The sequence below is a fragment of the Gardnerella sp. c10Ua_244 genome (assembly GCF_055818055.1).
Genome location: NZ_JARFVS010000001.1, coordinates 521,459 through 541,783, shown reverse-complemented (window position 1 = coordinate 541,783; position 20,325 = coordinate 521,459). Strand labels below are relative to the sequence as shown.

Annotated in this window: 12 protein-coding genes and 1 tRNA gene; 5 read left to right on the top strand and 8 right to left on the bottom strand. The window is 41.5% G+C overall.

Going from position 1 to position 20,325, the window contains the following annotated elements:
* Positions 1 to 106: 106 nt before the first annotated feature.
* Positions 107 to 1,102, bottom strand: coding sequence for a 23S rRNA (guanosine(2251)-2'-O)-methyltransferase RlmB (gene rlmB / locus P0108_RS02365; protein WP_064621762.1), 996 nt, complete (start codon positions 1,100 to 1,102; stop codon positions 107 to 109).
* A 226-nt stretch (positions 1,103 to 1,328) separates the two neighbouring features.
* Between rlmB and P0108_RS02360 the strand changes: the two genes are divergently transcribed.
* From P0108_RS02360 to trpB, 3 genes are all read left to right on the top strand, one after another.
* Positions 1,329 to 4,319 (top strand): cation-translocating P-type ATPase, encoded by a 2,991-nt coding sequence (locus P0108_RS02360; RefSeq protein WP_064621761.1) that lies wholly within the window; start codon positions 1,329 to 1,331, stop codon positions 4,317 to 4,319.
* A 287-nt stretch (positions 4,320 to 4,606) separates the two neighbouring features.
* Positions 4,607 to 5,188, top strand: coding sequence for a dCTP deaminase (gene dcd / locus P0108_RS02355; protein WP_004109442.1), 582 nt, complete (start codon positions 4,607 to 4,609; stop codon positions 5,186 to 5,188).
* Positions 5,189 to 5,763: 575 nt separating this feature from the next.
* Positions 5,764 to 6,957, top strand: coding sequence for a tryptophan synthase subunit beta (gene trpB / locus P0108_RS02350; protein ID WP_064621760.1), 1,194 nt, complete (start codon positions 5,764 to 5,766; stop codon positions 6,955 to 6,957).
* 160 nt (positions 6,958 to 7,117) lie between these two features.
* Here the strand turns inward: trpB and P0108_RS02345 are convergent, their stop codons facing one another.
* The 3 genes from P0108_RS02345 to ahpC form a co-directional block, all read right to left on the bottom strand.
* Positions 7,118 to 8,020 carry a LysR substrate-binding domain-containing protein gene (locus P0108_RS02345; protein ID WP_473730722.1) on the bottom strand — a complete coding sequence of 301 codons (903 nt, stop codon included), beginning with the start codon at positions 8,018 to 8,020 and terminating at the stop codon, positions 7,118 to 7,120.
* A 40-nt stretch (positions 8,021 to 8,060) separates the two neighbouring features.
* The gene (gene ahpF / locus P0108_RS02340) at positions 8,061 to 9,734 is read right to left on the bottom strand and encodes an alkyl hydroperoxide reductase subunit F (protein ID WP_473730721.1); all 1,674 of its coding nucleotides are present in this window, start codon (positions 9,732 to 9,734) and stop codon (positions 8,061 to 8,063) included.
* A gap of 129 nt (positions 9,735 to 9,863) precedes the next feature.
* On the bottom strand, positions 9,864 to 10,427 hold the full coding sequence (ahpC, locus tag P0108_RS02335) for an alkyl hydroperoxide reductase subunit C (RefSeq protein WP_012913675.1): 564 nt from the start codon (positions 10,425 to 10,427) through the stop codon (positions 9,864 to 9,866).
* A 353-nt stretch (positions 10,428 to 10,780) separates the two neighbouring features.
* Here ahpC and P0108_RS02330 point away from each other — a divergent pair, with 353 nt between their 5' ends.
* A complete protein-coding gene (locus P0108_RS02330) occupies positions 10,781 to 11,959 on the top strand; it encodes a lipase family protein (RefSeq protein WP_012913676.1) in 1,179 nt (392 codons plus the stop codon).
* A 345-nt stretch (positions 11,960 to 12,304) separates the two neighbouring features.
* A complete protein-coding gene (locus P0108_RS02325) occupies positions 12,305 to 15,061 on the top strand; it encodes a Rib/alpha-like domain-containing protein (protein ID WP_076002502.1) in 2,757 nt (918 codons plus the stop codon).
* Positions 15,062 to 15,128: 67 nt separating this feature from the next.
* Here the strand turns inward: P0108_RS02325 and P0108_RS02320 are convergent.
* The 4 genes from P0108_RS02320 to P0108_RS02305 all read right to left on the bottom strand — a co-directional run bounded on the left by P0108_RS02320 (position 15,129) and on the right by P0108_RS02305 (position 20,319).
* Positions 15,129 to 15,202, bottom strand: a tRNA-Gly gene (locus P0108_RS02320).
* A gap of 130 nt (positions 15,203 to 15,332) precedes the next feature.
* Positions 15,333 to 16,211: a M48 family metalloprotease gene (locus P0108_RS02315; RefSeq protein WP_012913678.1), complete on the bottom strand. Its 879-nt coding sequence runs from the start codon at positions 16,209 to 16,211 to the stop codon at positions 15,333 to 15,335.
* Positions 16,212 to 16,316: 105 nt separating this feature from the next.
* Positions 16,317 to 17,795 (bottom strand): FAD-dependent oxidoreductase, encoded by a 1,479-nt coding sequence (locus P0108_RS02310; protein ID WP_064622088.1) that lies wholly within the window; start codon positions 17,793 to 17,795, stop codon positions 16,317 to 16,319.
* 292 nt (positions 17,796 to 18,087) lie between these two features.
* Positions 18,088 to 20,319, bottom strand: a complete 2,232-nt coding sequence (locus P0108_RS02305) for a heavy metal translocating P-type ATPase (protein ID WP_473730720.1) — start codon at positions 20,317 to 20,319, stop codon at positions 18,088 to 18,090.
* Positions 20,320 to 20,325: the final 6 nt, after the last annotated feature.

Below are 20,325 nucleotides of genomic sequence, written 5' to 3'. Positions count from 1 at the left end.
AAATTGCGTAAGTACTAAACTTCAGCAAATCCAAAGCCCCAACCAAATAAAATCACGCTAACACCGTAACAATACAGTGCAAGCGTGATTTTAAAGTTTGAAAATTTCAGTTTTGATTCAATGCAGCCAAACGACGAGCGTTAGCAACAGCGTACAAACTGATGCCTGCTGCAACAGAAGCGTTAAGAGATTCAACCGCGCTAGAAATTGGGATTCCAGCAATAGCATCGCACGCTTCTCTCGTAAGGCGACTCATGCCCTTACCTTCAGAGCCGAGCACAACAACTAACGGATCAGTTTCAAAGCCAGTTTCTCCAACAAGCTTATCGCCGCCGCCATCAAGACCAATTGCATACCATCCGCGCTCTCGCAAACCTTGAATTGCCTTATTTAAATTAACAACTCTAGCAACTGGCAAATGAGCTGCAGCACCAGCAGAAACCTTCCAAGCAGCAGCAGTTACGGAAGCACTTCTGCGCTCAGGCAAAATCACACCATTAGCACCGAAAGCTGCTGCAGAACGAATAACAGCACCCAAATTTTGAGGATCCGTAACGCCATCCAAAGCAATAAACAATGGTCGAGCATTAATGCGAGCAGAATCTGAATCAGCAGCTTCCATTGCGCGCGCCTTCTTTTCCGCTCGTTCAACCAATTCTTGCAAAGAGTGATACTGGTAAGGCTGAACTTTCAAAATAATGCCCTGATGATTCGTACTATGCGCAATACGATCCATTTCAAGGCGATCCGCTTCAAGCAAACGCAAACCCTGCATGCCTGCTAACTTCACGATTTCGCGCGTGCGATCGTCATGCTCAATGCGATTAGCCACATACAATTGAGTGCTTGGAACTCCAACTCTTAACGCCTCTAAAGCAGCATTGCGACCAATTACCAACTCATCTGAATCGCTACCAAGCTTATCCACTCTGCGGCGCGCAGCCAAACGCGGATCTGCAAATGTGCGCTTAATAGCAGCTTTCTTAGCAAAATAAGCTTTGTGATACACGCGATCTTCAGCCTTCGGAGTAGGACCTTTTCCGCGCAAAGCATTGCGATGTTTTCCACCCGACCCCTTGGTCGGCCCTTTTTTCGTAGTCATACTCCTATTCTCACATGCCCCCAAGGCATTGTTTAATAGCTTTCTGAAGCTGGCAAAGTCTGCTGATTCTAAGCTCGGCGCGTTGTATGGCATAATAGAACGGTACTTAATTGTTGCAAACTATTGCAATATTCCACAACCGCGCAATAGTTACAATACGAAGCGCTAAAAATAGCGTTAGCATTGCGATTATTGACTACTCCGCGGCACTCCCAAGGGGGAAGATATGGTTGATCACGCTCTTGATCAATCCAATAAAACAGCTGACTCTTCAGCTAATAGCAAAGATCCATCATTGTGCGATGTTCAGCAAGTAGCTAAATCACTTAACGTAGATATTACATGCGGTTTAAGCTCTGAGGAAGCTGCAAAAAGACTTAATCAATTCGGCCCAAATGCACTTGCTGCTGCTCCTAAAATTCCAGCATGGAAACGGTTCCTTGATCAATTTAAAGATCCGCTCGTTTACTTGCTTATTGCAGCAACTATTATTTCTGCAATTGCGTGGTTTGTTGAGCGCGCACAACATAAAGGAAACAGCGGTGGAGAGATTCTGCCGTTTGATTCAATCGTAATTATCATTATTTTGATTGCAAACGCAGTGCTTGGCTACATTCAAGAGTCGCGAGCAGAAGAAGCAGTCGAAGCTTTAGCTAGAATGAGTGCTCCGCAAACTTCAGTTTTGCGCGATGGTAGCGTGGTGCGCATTAATACTGCAGAAGTTGTGCCAGGCGATATCTTAGTGCTTGGCGAAGGAGATGCCGTGTCTGCAGACGGTCGACTTATAGCAGCGGCTTCATTACGCGTAGCTGAGGCAAGTCTTACAGGCGAATCTGTTGCAGTAAGCAAACGTCCGAATACGCTTTCGTCTGCAAAAGCTTTAGGCGATCGCACAAATATGGTTTTCAACGGAACTGCTGTTACGCAAGGAACCGGTCGCGCTGTAGTCACCTCTACAGGTATGCGCACACAAGTTGGCAAAATCGCGGATATGCTTTCAAAATCAGATGACGAAGCAACACCTCTCGAGAAAGAAATGGTACACGTTTCTAAAGTTCTTGGAATTGCGGTGTGCATTATTGCAGCTGTTGTTCTTGCTTCCATGTGGCTGATTGAAGGCTTCCACAGTATTCAAGATATTATTGATTCTCTGCTGCTTTCTGTTTCCCTAGCTGTTGCTGCTGTTCCAGAAGGTTTAGCTGCGATTTTGACAGTAGTTCTTGCGCTTGGCGTGCAACGAATGGTGAAGCATCATGCTGTTGTAAAAAAGCTTTCATCCGTGGAAACACTTGGTTCTGCTTCTGTTATTTGCTCCGATAAAACAGGCACCTTAACTCGAAACGAGATGACTGTTGAACGCGTAGTAACACCTAGCGGCGAAGTTCAGCTTACAGGAAGCGGCTACAAGCCTGAAGGACGCATGATATTAATTGGTTCTGCGGACGCAGATTTAGCAGTACCGCAAAATCTTGCTACAGAAGTATTAGGCGCGTTAGGCTCCGGATGTTTGGCTAACGACGGCGATTTACATTATGACGAAACTACTAAAAGTTGGCAGCCAGTTGGAGACCCTACAGAAGTTTCGCTAGTAGTAGCAGCTCGTAAAACAAAAGCGGACAAACGTTACGCTCATTTGACTCGAGTTGCGGAAGTACCTTTTACTTCTGAACGCAAACGTATGTCTGTTGTTGTTAAAGATGGTTCGGATTCTGGAAATCTGATTGTTTGCGCTAAGGGCGCTCCGGACGTGTTGCTTTCTTATTGCACGCGTATTGCAGTAGCTGGTGCCGTGCGTCCGCTTACTGACGGCGATCGCGAAGATATTTTAGCAACTGTTGAACGTCTTTCTGGAGAAGCCTACCGCACGCTTGGAATGGCTTATAGGCCGCTTGGAGTCGATAGTCTTTCAAAAGTTGATGGCATGGTTTCTAACGCTGCAGGTCAAATCGCGGACGTTGCGGAACAAAGTGACGTACTAGAATCTGATTTGATTTGGAATGGTATGGTTGGAATTATTGATCCTCCGCGAATTGAAGTTCGAGATAGTGTAGCTCAAGCTCATCGCGCTGGAATCCGTACTGTTATGATTACAGGCGACCATCCTCTTACGGCTACGCGTATTGCTCGAGATCTTGGAATTATTGGAAAAGATGAGCATGCACTTACAGGCGACGAACTTGACGAATTGCTTTCACGCAACGACGATAATATTGCTTTTGATGAAGCTATCAGTAAAACTAGCGTGTACGCGCGAGTAGCCCCTGAGCACAAGTTAGCTATCGTTTCTTCGCTTCAACGTCAAGGAAACATTGTTGCTATGACTGGTGACGGCGTAAACGATGCTCCAGCCGTAAAGTCTGCCGATATTGGCGTTGCTATGGGCATTACTGGTACAGAAGTAACTAAAGAGTCTGCCAAGATGATTTTGGCTGACGATAACTTCTCTACAATTGTTGCAGCAGTGCGCGAAGGTCGCGGAATTTTCGACAATATTCGTAAATTCTTGCGATACTTGCTCAGTTCTAACGTTGGCGAAGTTTGTACTGTTTTCGGCGGCGTTGTTTTCGCTGGCGCACTGGGAATTACACAGCCAAACTCTGTTGGTGTAACTTTGCCTTTGCTTGCAACTCAGCTTTTGTGGATTAACTTGCTTACGGATGCAGCTCCTGCACTCGCGATGGGCGTTGATCCGCAAACTGACGACGTAATGGATCGAAAGCCCCGAAAGCTTACCGATAGCGTTATTGACCGACGAATGTGGGGAGATATTGTATTTATCGGCATAATCATGGCTGCTATTACGTTAATCGGTATGGATATGCATTTGGCAGGCGGATTCTTTACAGACCGTTCTGTTGGAATTATGGATCACGCTGCTCAGCTTACTCACGCTCGCACAATGGGCTTTACAATTCTTGTGTTTGCGCAAATGCTGAATGCGTTAGCATCTCGTTCAGACTCACAAAGCGTATTTGTAGGCTTATTTGCAAATCGTTGGCTTTGGGGTGCTATAGCAGTTTCTGTTGTGCTCCAGTTGGCTGTAATTTACATACCGTTCTTGAATGAGCCATTTGGCACTGTTCCTTTGAGCGTAACGGAATGGTTCGAGTGCCTCGGTCTTTCAATGGTCGTGTTAATTGCTTCCGAATTGCGTAAATGCGTGCTTCGTTTCATTGCAAAACGTAAAGCAGCAAACGCCTTAACTATTGCCGCTTAATAAAATACATTATTAAGCTGTTTTACAAATACGCGGTACAGTACGTAGTTTTCTTACATAACCTACGTTTCTGTGCCGCGTTTTGTGTTTTTATTTTCTATAAAATTTTTTGCTGATTGCTCATGAATATTTATTTGTTTTCAGGAAATAGCTTGCAGAATACTCACAGACCGCGGCACGCGCTACAATTGTGCGTATTGTATTTTTCGCGCAAAATAGCAATAAATATTTCGTGCGAACAATGAAGTTACTGATGTATAAGCTTTATTGCAAGGAGATTTGACGTCATGCTGTTGTCTGATCACGACATTCTCAAAGCTCATGATGAGGGTCATATTGATTTGACCCCATGGACCCCGGAAATGGTACAGCCTGCGTCGATTGACGTGCGCCTCGACCGTTTTTTCCGCTTATTTAACAACCATGCTTACACGTATGTTGATCCTGCAGAAAATCAGGGTGAACTTACAGAACAGTTCGAGGTAGCTCCTGACGAGCCATGGATTCTTCATCCTGGAGAGTTCGCACTCGGCGCTACGTGGGAGTATGTAAAACTTGACGCTACTATTGCTGCACGTTTGGAAGGCAAAAGCTCGCTTGGTCGTCTTGGTATTTTGACACATTCCACAGCTGGCTTCATTGATCCAGGTTTTGAAGGTCATATTACTTTGGAGCTTTCAAACGTTAGCACTTTGCCAGTTAAACTTTGGCCTGGCATGAAGATTGGTCAAATGTGTTTCTTCCAGTTAAGCTCACCATGTGAAAACCCATACGGTTCAGCTGTTAACGGATCGCACTATCAAGGTCAGCGCGGTCCAACTCCGTCACGTTCGTATGAGCATTTCTATCGCGCTGATTTAAGCGAATAATATTTTTAGAAAAATGATTCCGTTTTTAGAAAAGTAATTCCTAAAATAGCAAGATTTAGAAGAAAAGTAGATAATTCTCAGGTAATTATCAGTTAGCGTTACTGTTCTGCTCAGAATAGTGTGATTGTATAATATTGTCGACAAAAAGACAGGTGCAAAGCACTTAAAACTTATTCTTTTCTTCTCTCCTTTATTCCCCCGGCGCATGGACGCCGGGGTTAAATTTTTTCTGCACGAAACGCCGAATTAACACTAAAAGGTTGACATTGTCACAGCTAAGGCTAAACTTGTGCAACAAGATTGGAGGTTGATGAACATGAATACTCGTTTCTGGCGCAGCTGGCGTAGTTAAAAGCGAGTTCACATATCGGTGTGGGCTTGCTGATTTTAAACAATCAACGGGGCTATGCCGGATTCATCATCAACATTATTTGAGCTGAATGGCATATAAGCTGCCATCCAGCTTTTTTGTTATCTGAGCACACGCCCTTCAAATTTACAAAATAATCGACATAAAAATAATAAAGAACAAACTTAATGCCGATTTCCTCGGCACGCACAAGAAGGGCAAAATTATGGTAAACGCAGTTGAACAAAATATGTATTACGGTGAATTTGGCGGACAGTACGTACCAGATATGATTCGTCCAGCACTCGACGCAGTAGCAGCAGCTTACTTACAATACAAAGACGATTCAGAGTTCCGCAATGAATTAGCTGGATTATTAAAAGATTACGACGGTCGCGAAACACCTTTATACTATGCTGAATCTTTCACAAAATATTTAGGCGGCGCAAAAGTATATTTAAAGCGCGAAGATTTAAACCATCTCGGCGCTCACAAAATGAATAATGTTCTCGGACAAATTTTACTCGCTCAGCGCATGGGTAAAAAGCGCATTATCGCTGAAACCGGAGCCGGTCAGCATGGCGTTGCCACTGCTGCTGCTGCAGCACGATTCGGCATGGAATGCGAAATTTTTATGGGCGCACTTGATTGCGAACGCCAAAAACTTAACGTTTTTAGAATGACTTTGCTCGGTGCAAAAGTTCATGCTGTTCAAGAAGGCACAAAAACTTTAAAAGATGCTGTAACTGCAGCATTTATGGATTATGCACAGCACTTGGATGATACCTTCTACATCGTTGGTTCCGCAGTGGGACCTTACCCTTATCCACAAATGGTTCGCGATTTTCAAAGCGTTATTAGCAAAGAGTCGAGAAGGCAAATCCTAGAAAAGGAAGGCAGATTGCCGAATGCTGTAATTGCTTGCATTGGTGGCGGTTCTAATGCAATTGGTTCTTTTGCAGCATATATTGATGATCTGTCTGTACGATTGATTGGTGCTGAAGGCGCAGGTAAAGGCGCTGATACTCCTCAAAATGCTGCTACTATGACGAATGGAAAAGTTGGCATTACGGATGGCATGAAAACTTATGTTCTTATGGATGATGACGGTAACGAGCTTCCAGCCTACTCTATTTCTGCGGGATTGGATTACCCTGGAGTCGGCCCAGAACACTCATATTTAAAGGATTCTGGTCGCGCAGAATACTACGCAATCACTGATGATGAAGCAGTTCAAGCTTTTCGCGCACTTTCTAGAGTTGAAGGAATCATCCCAGCTTTGGAAAGCTCACATGCAATAGCACAAGCTATGAAGATGGTTCCAAAGATGAGTAAGGATGACATTGTTTTAGTAACAGTTTCCGGCCGTGGAGATAAGGATGTGAATCAAGTAGCACGCTATCTTGGAATTGAATTATAAATCATTAATTTAGCAACAAATAAAACACAGCAAATAAAACGAGGCAGATAATTCTCAAAATAAAGTGAGAATAAAAAGTAAGAGAAGAAGAACATGGCACTTCTGTAGCTAACATAGCATACAGAAGTGCCTATTTTTATTTTTAAGCAGAATATCCCACTTATTTTTTATGCAAATCAGAGCATGCTGAACTAATTATTGTGCACAATTCTTCCATAATTTTGTCTACTGGAGAAGCTGCGCGCCAATTCAAATATAACGATCGATAAGGTTTAGGATTCTTAAACTCACGCAACATCAAACCAACTGGTTGCACAATTGGAGGTACAGTTGCAAGACGCGGCAATAATGTCACATCTTTGCTACCTACAACCATATATCGCAAAGTTTCTAACGACGTTGCCCTAAATTCTGATTGTTTCGCCCCCACTTTTTGGCATACATCGAGCATGCTTCTACGCATACAATGCCCATCTTCTAGTAAAAGCACTTTCTGAGTAGACAAATCTGAAAGTTCAATTGGTTTACTCTCGTGTCCTAGCAAAGAATTTGTAGAAGTCGCAAGAAGAAAATCTTCGTCAAAAACATGACACACTTTTATTGAAGGCGCATTCAAACTTTCGCTTAATATAACTGCGTCGACTTGACCACTATCTAGCAAATCAATAAGTTTCGCTGATTTTTCTTCTATAAAACGAATAGTAAGTTTTGGTTTTAAACGCCTGAGTGCAGGCATAATTCTTGGAAGTAAGTATGGTCCTAACGTTGGGAACACACCCAAAACTACTGTAGATGACCATGGATCTTCTGAGCGTCTTGCAGCTTGTCGAATACGTGACATATCTGCCTGAATACGTTTAGCGTAATAAACCACTTCCCTCCCAGCAGGAGTTAAGATTTGTTTCCCGGGAGTGCGCTCAATAAGTTCTACGTCTAAAGTCTCTTCAAGTTTTTTAATTTGCGTTGAAAGAGTAGGCTGAGAGACGCGCATACGAACAGCCGCCTTGGTAAAGCTTCCTTCTTGTGCAAAAGCTATTAGATATTCTAACGCTCTAATATTCATAAGACGCCCCCATTGTTTATTGCATAATAAATTTTATAAATTATTTATTATGCGGGCTGCGGATAAGATAGTCAAATGCAGATAACGCAGCATTGGCTCCAGAACCATACGCTGTAACAATCTGCTTATACGGTTCGTCTGAACAATCTCCAGCAGCAAAAACACCCGGAGTATCAGTGCATCCAGCGCGATTCGTAATAATTTCTCCTCGATTATTGAGAGAAATATTATTTACAAGCCAACGAGTATTCGGAGCTAAACCAATTTGCACAAAAACCCCATCGGTTTCAACAATATGTTCTCTGTTTTCATCATCGTCTGCTTTATTGCGATCTATGTAACGTATTGCAGTAACTTTACTACCATTACCTTCAATACTACTTACGGCAGCACTCGTAATAACTTCAGCGTTAGGTAATTTATGCAAAGTATTAAGCAATACTTGATCAGCTTTAAGCACATCCATGAACTCAACCACCGTCACATGTTTTGCAACTCCTGCTAAATCAATAGCAGCTTCAACACCAGAATTTCCGCCGCCAACAACGACAACATTCTTATCTTTGAAAAGTGGGCCGTCGCAATGAGGGCAGAATGATACGCCTCTATTCCTATACTCATCTTCTCCAGGAACGCCCAACGTACGCCAAGTCGCGCCAGTTGCAATAATCACTGCACGCGCTTTCAAAGATCCGCCAGAACGCGCATGAATAGTATGTAACCCATATGGTTCCTTAGATAAATCGAGCGAGTCTGCCCAATCAGGAGTAAATACGTCAATATCGTATTGAGAAATATGCTTAGTTAAATCTGCTGCTAGTTGAGAACCAGTCGTATGCGTTTGGGAAATATGATTTTCAATACTTTCAGTTTCTACAACCTGTCCGCCACGATGATCCATAATCATAGCTGTACGCAAACCCTTACGAGCAGTGTAAATTGCGGCAGCAGAAGCAGCAGGACCGCCGCCAGCAATAACAATATCGTATGGATTTTGCGAATTCATTTTTTCTGCGAGCGCAACATTTGCCGAAGAAACGCTATTACCATTATTGCCATTCTCATTTTGCTCAACAGATTTTTCTTGTTCTGCGAGCACAGATACAAGTTCGTCAATTCCTGCCCGTCCGGAGGAAATAAGTTTGCCATTTTCAAAAACTGCTGGCACGCTCATTACACCGAGTTTATCTACTTCTTCACGGAAAGCGCTACCTTCAACTACAGTATGCTGGATTTTAGGGTTAATAATAGAAATGGTGTTAAGCGATTGCACAACTTCTGGGCAATTCAGGCAAATTACCGACATGTATGTTGTCACATTGTGTGAACCAAGCTTTAGTATTGCATCGCGTTGCTCATCACTAATTTTTGGCGCATAGCCACTTACTTGTAGAAGTGCTAGTACTAAAGAGCTGAATTCGTGCCCTAAAGGCAATCCCGCAAAACTAACCGATACAGTAGATTCTCCATTTACTGGATTATCTAGTTTTCTACGCAATTCAAAGCTTGGCTTACGCTTTACATTGCTAATTTCATTATTATTTACTTCAGAAATACTGATTTTGTCACTTTGCTGAGATACTTCTTCCAGTAAGGATTTAACTTTTTGAGATGTTTCAGAATTATCAACGTAAGAAATGATTTCTATTTTAGATACCATCTTTTTTAGTAATTCTGAAAGCTGAGCAGTTAATGATGCATTCAACAAAGACATAGTTTACTTCCTTCCGCAATTTTAGTCACAAGCAAAAATAAGAGAAATGCGTAGGAAACTATGAACGTAGCTCCCTACGCATTGAGATGATTCTTTAAAAAAATATTCTTTAATATTTAATTGCAAAAATCAGATTTTGCCGACTAAATCGATAGAAGGTTCCAAGGTTTCTTCGCCCTGCTCCCATTTTGCTGGGCAAACTTCGCCTGGGTGCGCTGCAATATACTGTGCTGCTTTAACTTTACGAAGCAGCTCGTCGGCGTTACGACCAATTCCGTCTGCGGTCATCTCAAAGAACTGAATCACACCTTGCGGATTCACGAGGAATGTAGCTCGGTGAGCTAAACCGGATTCTTGATTCCAAGCGTCAAAATTACGCGAAAGAGCTCCGGAAGGATCACCCAACATAGTGTACTTTACTTTTGCAATTGCTTCAGAATCGTCATGCCATGCTTTGTGTACAAAATGTGTATCCGTAGAGACTGAGTAAACTTCAACGCCTAGCTTTTGCAATTCCTCATAGTGGTTTGCAAGATCTTCCAATTCAGTTGGGCATACGAATGAAAAATCAGCTGGATAGAAGAAGAAAATTGCCCATTTGCCAAGAACATCAGTATCACTTACTTCAACAAATTCGCCATTCTTATAACCATTTACTTTGAATGGAAGAATATGTGTGTTCATTAAACTCATATCATTCTCCTAAATAGGTCATTTGCGCCTTCGTTGCGCTTTTATTTTCATTATTAAGAATAGATTATGGCTATTGATAATTCTAGTTATATAGATGTTTTCTATGACTCTTATACACATCGTCAATGATTTTAGTAAACAAAAAAGGAGCAACAACATTTATTTAGAAGTATGGACTTTTGTTTATGTAGACTATACAATTGATGAACTGTGTAGAATAGCAATTGTGGCGGCAAAATAAATTTCGATTAATTTATATAACGCACGTAGTTAACAAAGAGGTGCTACAAATCGTAAACAGTCGTCCTATACATTTGTTGACTACAAAACTAAACAAAATATGGGAGGATACTATGAAACGCAATGCAGTAACAGGGTTTTTAACTAGCCTATGCATGCTCTTGAGCCTATCTGCTTTCGCAATGCCAGCAATGGCAACAACCGCAGATAATTATGCAAAAACTCCACTTACTGCTGAAACAGCTAAACAAATCGCAAATGGAACTATAGGCTTAGATTTACCTGGGGCTTTGGATATGTCTTTATATCACAAGAAGCCTCTTGATCCACAAGCTGATTTAGATGGTGACGGCTTAACTAATAGTCAGGAAATTTACACTTACACTAAAGACGGTAAGACTTATTATGGGTACAATTCTCACCCTATGATGAACGATACCGATGGCGATGGTATTCCAGATAATCAAGACAGCAATCCTCGCAGGTGGGATATTAGTCCTCGCGATATGGCTTTATTCTCTGAACTTTCTTATCGAGATGATAATTACATAAATAAGGTACTCGATTACACTAAACCGCTTCACGACATTTACAAAAATCGCAGTGAGTACCGCCTTATGCACAACGAGCTTGCACCATTCTGGAAAGTTAAGGAAACCTACCACAAAAGGGGAGGATTTGATGCTGTTTTGTTTGAAAATGTAAGTCCATACCCATTCTTAGAACAAGGCACTGTTCAAGTACTAGCAATTCGTGGAACTTCCCAATTTAATGATTACGATGATGATTTTGCAATAGCTGTAGGTCATAACCCAGATCAAGCTAAAGATGTTGAGCAGTTGATTGAGCGTTATGGTCGCGAAAATACTGTTAGCAATTTGTATATTACCGGACATTCCCTCGGAGGATATCTTGCACAGCGTGCTTTAATTCGTGCTAAAGGCAAAGGCTACAACTGGATTAAGAAAATTTACACATTCAATTCACCACAAATTTGGGGAAATATTTTCAACCGTTGGTTGCGTGCCGTCGCCAATACTGGCGATAAGCTCACTCGAGAAGGTTACGCTGTTCATTACAAAGTAGACAACGACAAGGTTATTCGTTCTGTTGGCAATTTTGCTGGAGCTATAAGCGTCAGCAATTCTGCGCAAGGACATAGCTCTCGAAGCTATCTTGAGGCCCGTATGAACAATTTCCCAGGTTTCACCGTAGGTACTAGAGGAGATATTTCTGGCACTGGACGTTGGATGGAAGAACTTAACAACTTCTACGATGTTCGCACGTTCTAATTACTGCTAATTAATGATTATTAATTAGCACCAGCAATAGATAGCTATCTCGTGTAATTTATTAACAATAAGCTAAGTGCTGATTTACCGATGATTCATTAATATCACAAGTAGCTCAGTGCTTTTCCTATATCAATTAATCTAATGAAATTCTTTCCTATTACACCGCATCAGCTTAAGTATTAACTTTTGGTACTTATTAAAATTATCTGATTCAACTAGATACAATTTTATAAAGTTGTTAAATCTGATAAAACCAACACGTTGAGCTAAATCTGTTGTGCTGCTCGCAAAAATATTTTCAAAATAAAGTAGAAGTCTGTACAAAAAGTAAGGAATAGCAGTATGAGAAAAGTAAGTACCGTTCACACAATTAGTGGAATTGTATTAACTTTTGGTTTGATCATTTCATCGCTGGTTTACATACCTTCGCTAGCAACAACCGCAGCGGCAGAAGAAACATCACCAGTGCACGTACCTCTTACCGCACAAACCGCTCACGACATTTCTACTGGTCGAATTCGTTTGGAAAATAATCAGATTGATTCTTTGCTTTACCATAAAGCCGCGCTAGATCCAGATCAAGATAGCGACGGCGACGGTCTGAAGAACAGCGAAGAGCTTTACACTTACGTAAAAAACGGACGCACATATTACGGATATAATTCGCATCCACTTATTAAGGACACCGACGGCGACGGATTAGATGACAAAAACGATAGCAATCCTCGCAGGTGGGATATTAGCCCTCGCGATATGGCGCTTTTTATGGAGCTTGTGTATAGGGAAGACAGCTACGTCAAAGAAGTACTTGACTACTCAAAACCGCTCAGGATTATTTATGAAAATCGCAATGAGTACCGCCTTATGCACAACGAGCTTGCACCATTCTGGAAAGTTAAGGAAACCTACCACTTCGGGAGTGGGTTTGACGCTATCCTTTTTGAAAATGTGAATCCTGCGTACCCATTTATTAAGCAAAACGGCGTGCAAGTATTAGCAATTCGCGGCACTAAAGGCGCAACAGATGTATGGAATGATGTCTTGCTTGGAACTGGCTCAAACCCAGGCCAAGCTGCTGATATAGATAAATTAATTGATGAATATAAACAAAAGAACACTGTAAGCAATTTATATGTTACAGGTCACTCTTTAGGTGGGTACTTAGCACAAAGAGCCTTAATTCGAGCTAAAAGTAGTGGCGCAACTTTTAATATTAAAGCTTATACTTTTAACGCTCCGAGAATCAAAGGTAATATATTCAACAGATGGCTTTGGGAAACATCTGATTTTGGCGATAAACTAACTAAAGAAGGTTATGCCGTTCATTATAAAGTTGATAACGATACAGTAATAGGCGGAATAGGAAATTTCGAAGGTGCAATAAGCGTAGGAAGTTCTGGAGCCGGTCATGGATCCAGAAGCTACTTTGAGCCTAGAATGAATGCTTTCCAAGGATTCACAGTTGGCGAACGCAATAAAATTGAGGGAACCGGTCGCAAAATTGATGCACTCGACGGATTAGTTAACGAACCAGTTATTAAAACTGACGAACAAGCTTTCGAACCTAAAATTACGAATATTGACATTATGGAAAATGATCCATTGCCAAAAGGCACAACAATAAAGCATCTTCTTAATCCTAACGATATACCGCAAGGCTCTACCATTACAGACATTACAGAATACGACAAAATTGACACTTCTCAATGCGGCAACTACGAAGGGAAAATACTACTCGTACTATCTGGTAGAATATTAAAAACTATTATAGTTCCAATAACCATTCATAAACGATTGGCTAATATCGAGGAACTTCCAAATGTTACTGCTGAACCTGGCAAGAAAATAGAAGTCAAAAAAGACAATAAAATCCCCGATAATTTCGACTTCAAACCATACTTAAAAAACTTACCAGAAAACAGCACAGTACAAGTTGTAAAACAACCAAACACAACAAACACTGGAGAAACAACATTTATCATAGAAATAACCTTTGCAAACAAAGCAAAACAGAAAGTAACTCTTAAAGCTCACGTTGTAGAAATCATTCCAGCAACACCACTAAACCCAGCTAAAAAGAGTATTACGTGGGCCGAGTTAATTCCTGCAAAGAAATCAACACCATGGATCGAGCTAACACCAGCGACACCAGCTCCAACACCAACTCCCGTACCTCCGACACCTGTTCCACCGACACCGGAACCAACGCCTTCGCCTACGCCGACACCGACGCCTGATCAACAACCTGCAGTGCCTCTGCAGCCGAAACCAAACCCGGTGAATCCAACACCCGTTCCGCCAAAACCTGCGCCTAAACCAGAGTCACAACCTGTTCCACCAACACCAGAATCTCATTCTGACAACAGTGAACACTCTAGCAATGGCGAACCTGATAAGTCTGCAAATAGCACAACCCCACAGACTAATAAGTTCGATCAAGACCATAAGGAAATTCCAAGCATGGGATTTCCCGAACCAACACATCCTTCCAAAACTCTACAAACTCCTGCAGTTAGTAACGATTCTATGCGCGAAAACCACATAGAGCTTAACGCAAACTCAGAATCACACACATTACAGCAACAGATTCCATCAGCACCAAAGAGTATTGCAGATTTACTTCCAGCGTTGTGCAACACTCTCACCGTCGGGAATAATAACATTGCTTATGCGGGAAAAAATAACCATATCACTGTTACAGTAAATGCAACATCAGAATTCATGCGCAGATTACAACTAGAAAAAGCAGTAAAAGCTTATGCCTACATATATTCCAACCCTAAACTTCTTTATAGCGCAAATGGAATGAAATATGTAACAGTTCACATTAATGAATATGGCAGAATTGTATTCGACGTAGTTATCCCAGAAGAATATAAAGGCAATCATACGATTGTCCTTATTGACGAAAACGGTAAACAAGTTGCGTGGACGAATACTTTAGTAAAGAAAGACCCTCATTTACACAAACAATCCACAATAGCCAATAATGCACTCCCTCGTACTGGAATACAAATAATTCCAATTGTACTTAGCGTTGCATTAATGCTGTTTGTTAGCACAATTGTGACAATTGCAAGAAAAAGAAAGTTTAACTAAGCGTAAGTTGTAGTTTTTATACATCCAATGTACAAAAACTACAACTTATACAATTTTACAATCTGAATGGAGCGGATGACGGGAGTCGAACCCGCCTCTGAAGCTTGGGAAGCTTCCATTCTACCGATGAACTACATCCGCATGCTGTAACTAAAAGTAAACTAGTTTCAACAACCATCTAAGGGTATCATGCACAGCTTACCGCTTCAATATTTAGGAATCAGTTTATGAACTCAATAAACAAGACAAGCAAGTTCAACAAACAAAATATTCATGCAGCAATGCTCATTAAACGCCCAATCCTATCCTGAACAGTAGGACGCGCAGTACACAAATGCACAAGCGCAGGAGCGTTATTATTCCATGGACAAATAATCATCAAAGAAGCAACAGCCTGCAATCCAGCAGTAGATTTCATCTCGTGAAGCTGCATGCCGTAAGTAATTTTATTAAGTGCGGAAGCAAGCGCAGCAAAATCTCCAGTAATTTCACTACTTCCCTTATCTGCGTCAAATTCACGCGAACCAGGAATAATTGCATTGATAATAACAGAAGCAATAGGAGCGAATAAAATATTCAAAAACTTACCAATAAATTTGCAATACTTGCGAATATCACGACGATATGTATCACCGACATAAACAAGCCAAGAACCAACGTACGTTAATACTGTTGCTGTAGCAGTAGCCAGCGAAGAAGCGAGAATATCATGATTATAAATATGAGTTAATTCATGACCAATAACACTACGTAACTCGCGCTCGTTAAGAATATTAATCAAACCACGAGTACAACATATACTCGCATGACGCTCACTTCTACCAGTTGCAAAAGCATTAGGACTTTCGTAGGGAGAAACCATTACTCGCGGCATAGGTTTACCAATTCGAGCAGATAAATCTCTGACCATTGCGTAAAGCACAGGCTCTTCTTCTTCACTAACCTCTGTAGCATGCATAGCAATAATCGCAAGCTTACTTGAGCACCAATAAGCAAAAACACTAAATGCAATACCAGGAATAATGAACCATATTAGTGAAGACAGATGCGAGCCAGTAAGAACCCAACATAAGGCAAGAAAAAGCCACACAACAACAAAAAATAGTGCGGCTTTTAAGCTGCCATAGTGTATTCTCAAGCCTTTCAACATATGAGCTATCTTAATAATGCGAACTTAAATTTTTCTGAATATATACTGCGTATTTACTAACTACAAACTTAAATACTAAGTAATATTTTCAGTTTATTTAGGGCATTATTTGCTACCTAAAGCAATATTTACAAGTTCAGAAGCTGAAACAACTTTCTTTCGAGTTCTCTGCTCATTGGCTCCAAGTTCACGCTCATAAGAGTCAACTCGCTTCCAACCGGCGTAATCAATTGGTTTAATGCCCTTTTCTGCCAATAATTTATCTATAGAATTTTCATCGCGATCAGGTGCGATTCGCCCAGCATTGCCAGCTTTAGATAAATCTTCAAGCATATTATTAACAATCAAAAGAGCATCAGATTTTGTAGAACCGATTAATCCTACCGGCCCACGCTTAGCCCAGCCAGTTGCATACAATCGCTCACGAACTTCGCCATTTTCCACAGACTCCACTAAGCGCCCATCAATATTTGCAAGCAAAGTACGCTTTTCGTCGTAAGCAATACCTGCAACTTCTGCAGGATGGTAGCCAATGGCATGGTATACAGCTTGAACGGCGTATTCCTCGAACTCTCCAGTACGAGTCATTTTGCCATCGGCGCTTGTAGTCGTGCGCTCAACTCGTATTGCTTTCACATGTCCATCTTCACCAAGAATTTCTACCGGCGCACAGTTGAAGTGGATAATATAGCGTTTGTTGGCTGGCTTCCCCTCAAAATCAACGTTTCCGCCATCTTCCATGTCTTCAGCCATATCGCGAATAGCGAAAAGCTCCTCAACCATTTGACGCGTGAGCTTATCGTTACCGGCTACTTCAATAGTCTCATCGTCAAGTTCAAAATCATCCTCATTAATAACAATTTGCACTCCGGATAACTTTTCCATTTCGCGCAATTCTTGAACAGAGAATTTTGCTTGGGCAACTCCACGACGAATAAATAAATGCAAGGTTTGGGTTTTATTTTTTTGCAATCCCTCATACACGTCATCTGGAATATCCGTATGAGCGCGCAAATAATCAGGATCTCGTAAAAGCTCACGAGCAACATCCATTGCCACATTTCCGCCACCAATAACAGCTACTTCCTTGGCTTCAAGCGGCCATTCTCGATTGCTAGTTGGGTATCCATCGTACCATTCTACGAATTTTGCAGCTCCGTACACTCCGTCTAAATCGGCACCTGGAACTCCTCGAAGAGGCCTATCTTTCACAGCACCCGTTGCAAATAACACAGCATCATATCTATGAAGTAAATCTTCTAATGCAATATCTTTACCAAATTCAACATTTGCATAAAGATGAATATTTGGATTATCAAGCGTCTTTTCAAGCGCATCCGCAATAAATTTGATACTTGGATGGTCAGGAGCTACTCCGTAACGCACTAAGCCGAAAGGCACTGGCAATTTTTCAAAAAGATCAATGCGAGCGCTAGAGCCTAATCCCAATTCTTCTCCACGCTTTGCAATCTGACGTAAGAAGATATCGGAAGAGTACACTCCTGCAGGGCCTGCTCCTATTACAGCAATACGCAGTTGAGATGTTTCTTGTGAAACATTTTCGTTTAAGTTATTTTTTTCCATTATTATCCCCATATTGAACTGTATTATACGGCACTTTTCGCCGTTTTCGCGCTATTTAGCGCGGCCTACAAGCATAGGTTGCCTCAATCACTCAGCAGCGTAACTGTAAAGCGTTTATATGTAATTCTTCGCCAGAAATAAGTTACGTACAAGCTTGAGCCGTTACCGTTTGCAGCTAACTCGTATGCTTTCATAATTAGACTAGCGCATTACTTCGTCTTACAACATACTCAAACGAATATTATTAAAGATGTCGTAATGAATATCGTAAAAATATTGCCAAAAAATATTTTTATTTTCGTTCGCGCAATGCTGTTAAAGCCCACATAATAGCAACAACATCAATTGCTTCTTGCATCATTGCGCCAATAACTGCTGGAATAAAACCGAAAGCCGCAAAAATCATACTTATAATTGCTAATCCAATGCCCATCAATACTGACTGAACCATAACGCGTTTAGTATGTTTTGCTACTCTTATTGCGCTTGCAACAGAAGAAATATCATTGTTCATAATAACTACCTGTGCGCATTCAGATGCTGCCGTATCTGTGCCATCCGTTACTGCTACGCCAATATCGGCAGCTGCAAGCACTGGAGCATCGTTTACACCATCTCCAACCATCATTGTTACAGTTGAATTTTGCTTATTTTTATACGCATTGTAATTATGTTTTTTTACATGCGCTAATTTATCTTGCGGAAGTAAATCTGCATATATTGTTTCAATTCCAACACTTTTACCAATTGTTGTTGCAGCTTGCAAACTATCGCCAGTAAGAATAGATATTGAGCGTGCACCAAGTGTACACAATGCGTCAATGGTTGATTTCGCGTTATCGCGCGGCACGTCTTTTAATACGATTCTTCCTACCAGCACGCCGTCAAAAGACACGTAGGTTGCCATTTCGTCTGCTGCAAGAGATTTGCCTATAGTTTGATTCGCGTTTTGCTCTGTAACGTACTTGCGTCTGCCTACACGTACTAAAATACCGTCTACAACGCCCTGAATACCCTGACCTGCAGTTTCTTTAACACTGTGCACTACAGGGTATTCTCGCACGCTAGGAAGCTGCGGAACCGACGATGGGTGAGCATTTTCCCACAAGCTTGCTCCCGCTTTAGCAATACCACCTGCAAGTATGTGCTGAGAATACGTCTCTAGAACACCTGCGAGCATTACAATACGATCAGCCTTCTGCGTAGTATCGATTACGTCTACGTTTACAACTTGCGGCTGTTTTACAGTCAACGTGCCAGTTTTGTCAAAAAATACATCTGTTACACGACTTAATTGCTCAAGCACATCCTGACTTTTAACAACAATTCCAAGTTTCGCTAAACGCTCAGTTCCAGCCATGCACGCAACCGGCACCGCAATAAGCAGCGGGCAAGGAGTTGCCAAAACTAGCACTTGCGCAAATCTAAGAGCATCTCCAGAAAAGCCCCAAGCAAAACCAGCAATTACAAAAGACAAAACAGTAAATGGCACAGATAACATGTCTGCAAATCTAACTACTGCAGCTTTAGAAGACCTAGCAGACTCAACAAGCTGCATGATTTTCTGATACTGCGAGTTTTTAGACAGCTTTGTTACGCGCATAATAAGCACAACTCCACCGTTTACACAGCCTGAAAGCACTGCAGCTCCCGCATAGACTTCTCTAGGAACGGATTCTCCGTTAATAGCACTTGTGTCTAAAATTGCAGAACCGCTTAACAGCTCACCATCAACTGGCACAGTTTCGCCAGGAAGCACAATAATTACGTTTCCAATATTTAATTCATCAACTGGAACCGTTTTGTAACGCTGCAAATTTGAGGAGATTTCGCCGTCTGTAGACGCTTGCAAAAATGGACAAATATTGTGTTTATAGTCGCAATTTTGCTCGCTAATATTAGATTGCTTAGAATTAGCGGCATCCACTTTTCTGAATTCAGCATGCCGGCACAGAACACACGAGCTAGGCTTGCACTGATTTTCACTCAAACATGGCGGTTCGTATGATTCATCATTTGCTTGATTATTATCCATTTCATGCTCAATACCTGGCAAAGTCATAAGATGAGCAGTTTTTGGAGCTGCGCTTACTAAAAGAGACAGATTGCGCTGGGCTTTCATATGCGCAAAATCTTCAATTGCCTCTCCCGTCCAAACCATTACAACAATCAAATAGCTTGCCCAAAACTCACCAATACAAAGCGTTGCAAGTAATGCAACAAAAGCTAGCAAATCAATGCCTAAAGTTCCGCGCAATAAATTTTTAATCATGTTGCGCAAAGAAATAAGGCTGGTATACAAAACGAGAATAGCGATAATAGTTTTCCCGATACTAAGACTTATGGAAATATCGCAACCAAGATTTAAGAAATCAAAGATTTGCTGCGAAAGATTAGATATTTGCTCACAGAAAGTAGTTAATATAGGCAAATTATACGAGTACAAAGCCACAATAAACGGAAAAGCAAGAATTACGACTGTTAATTGAGGTGCACGACGGCAATATGCTAAAAGTTTACGCATACACTT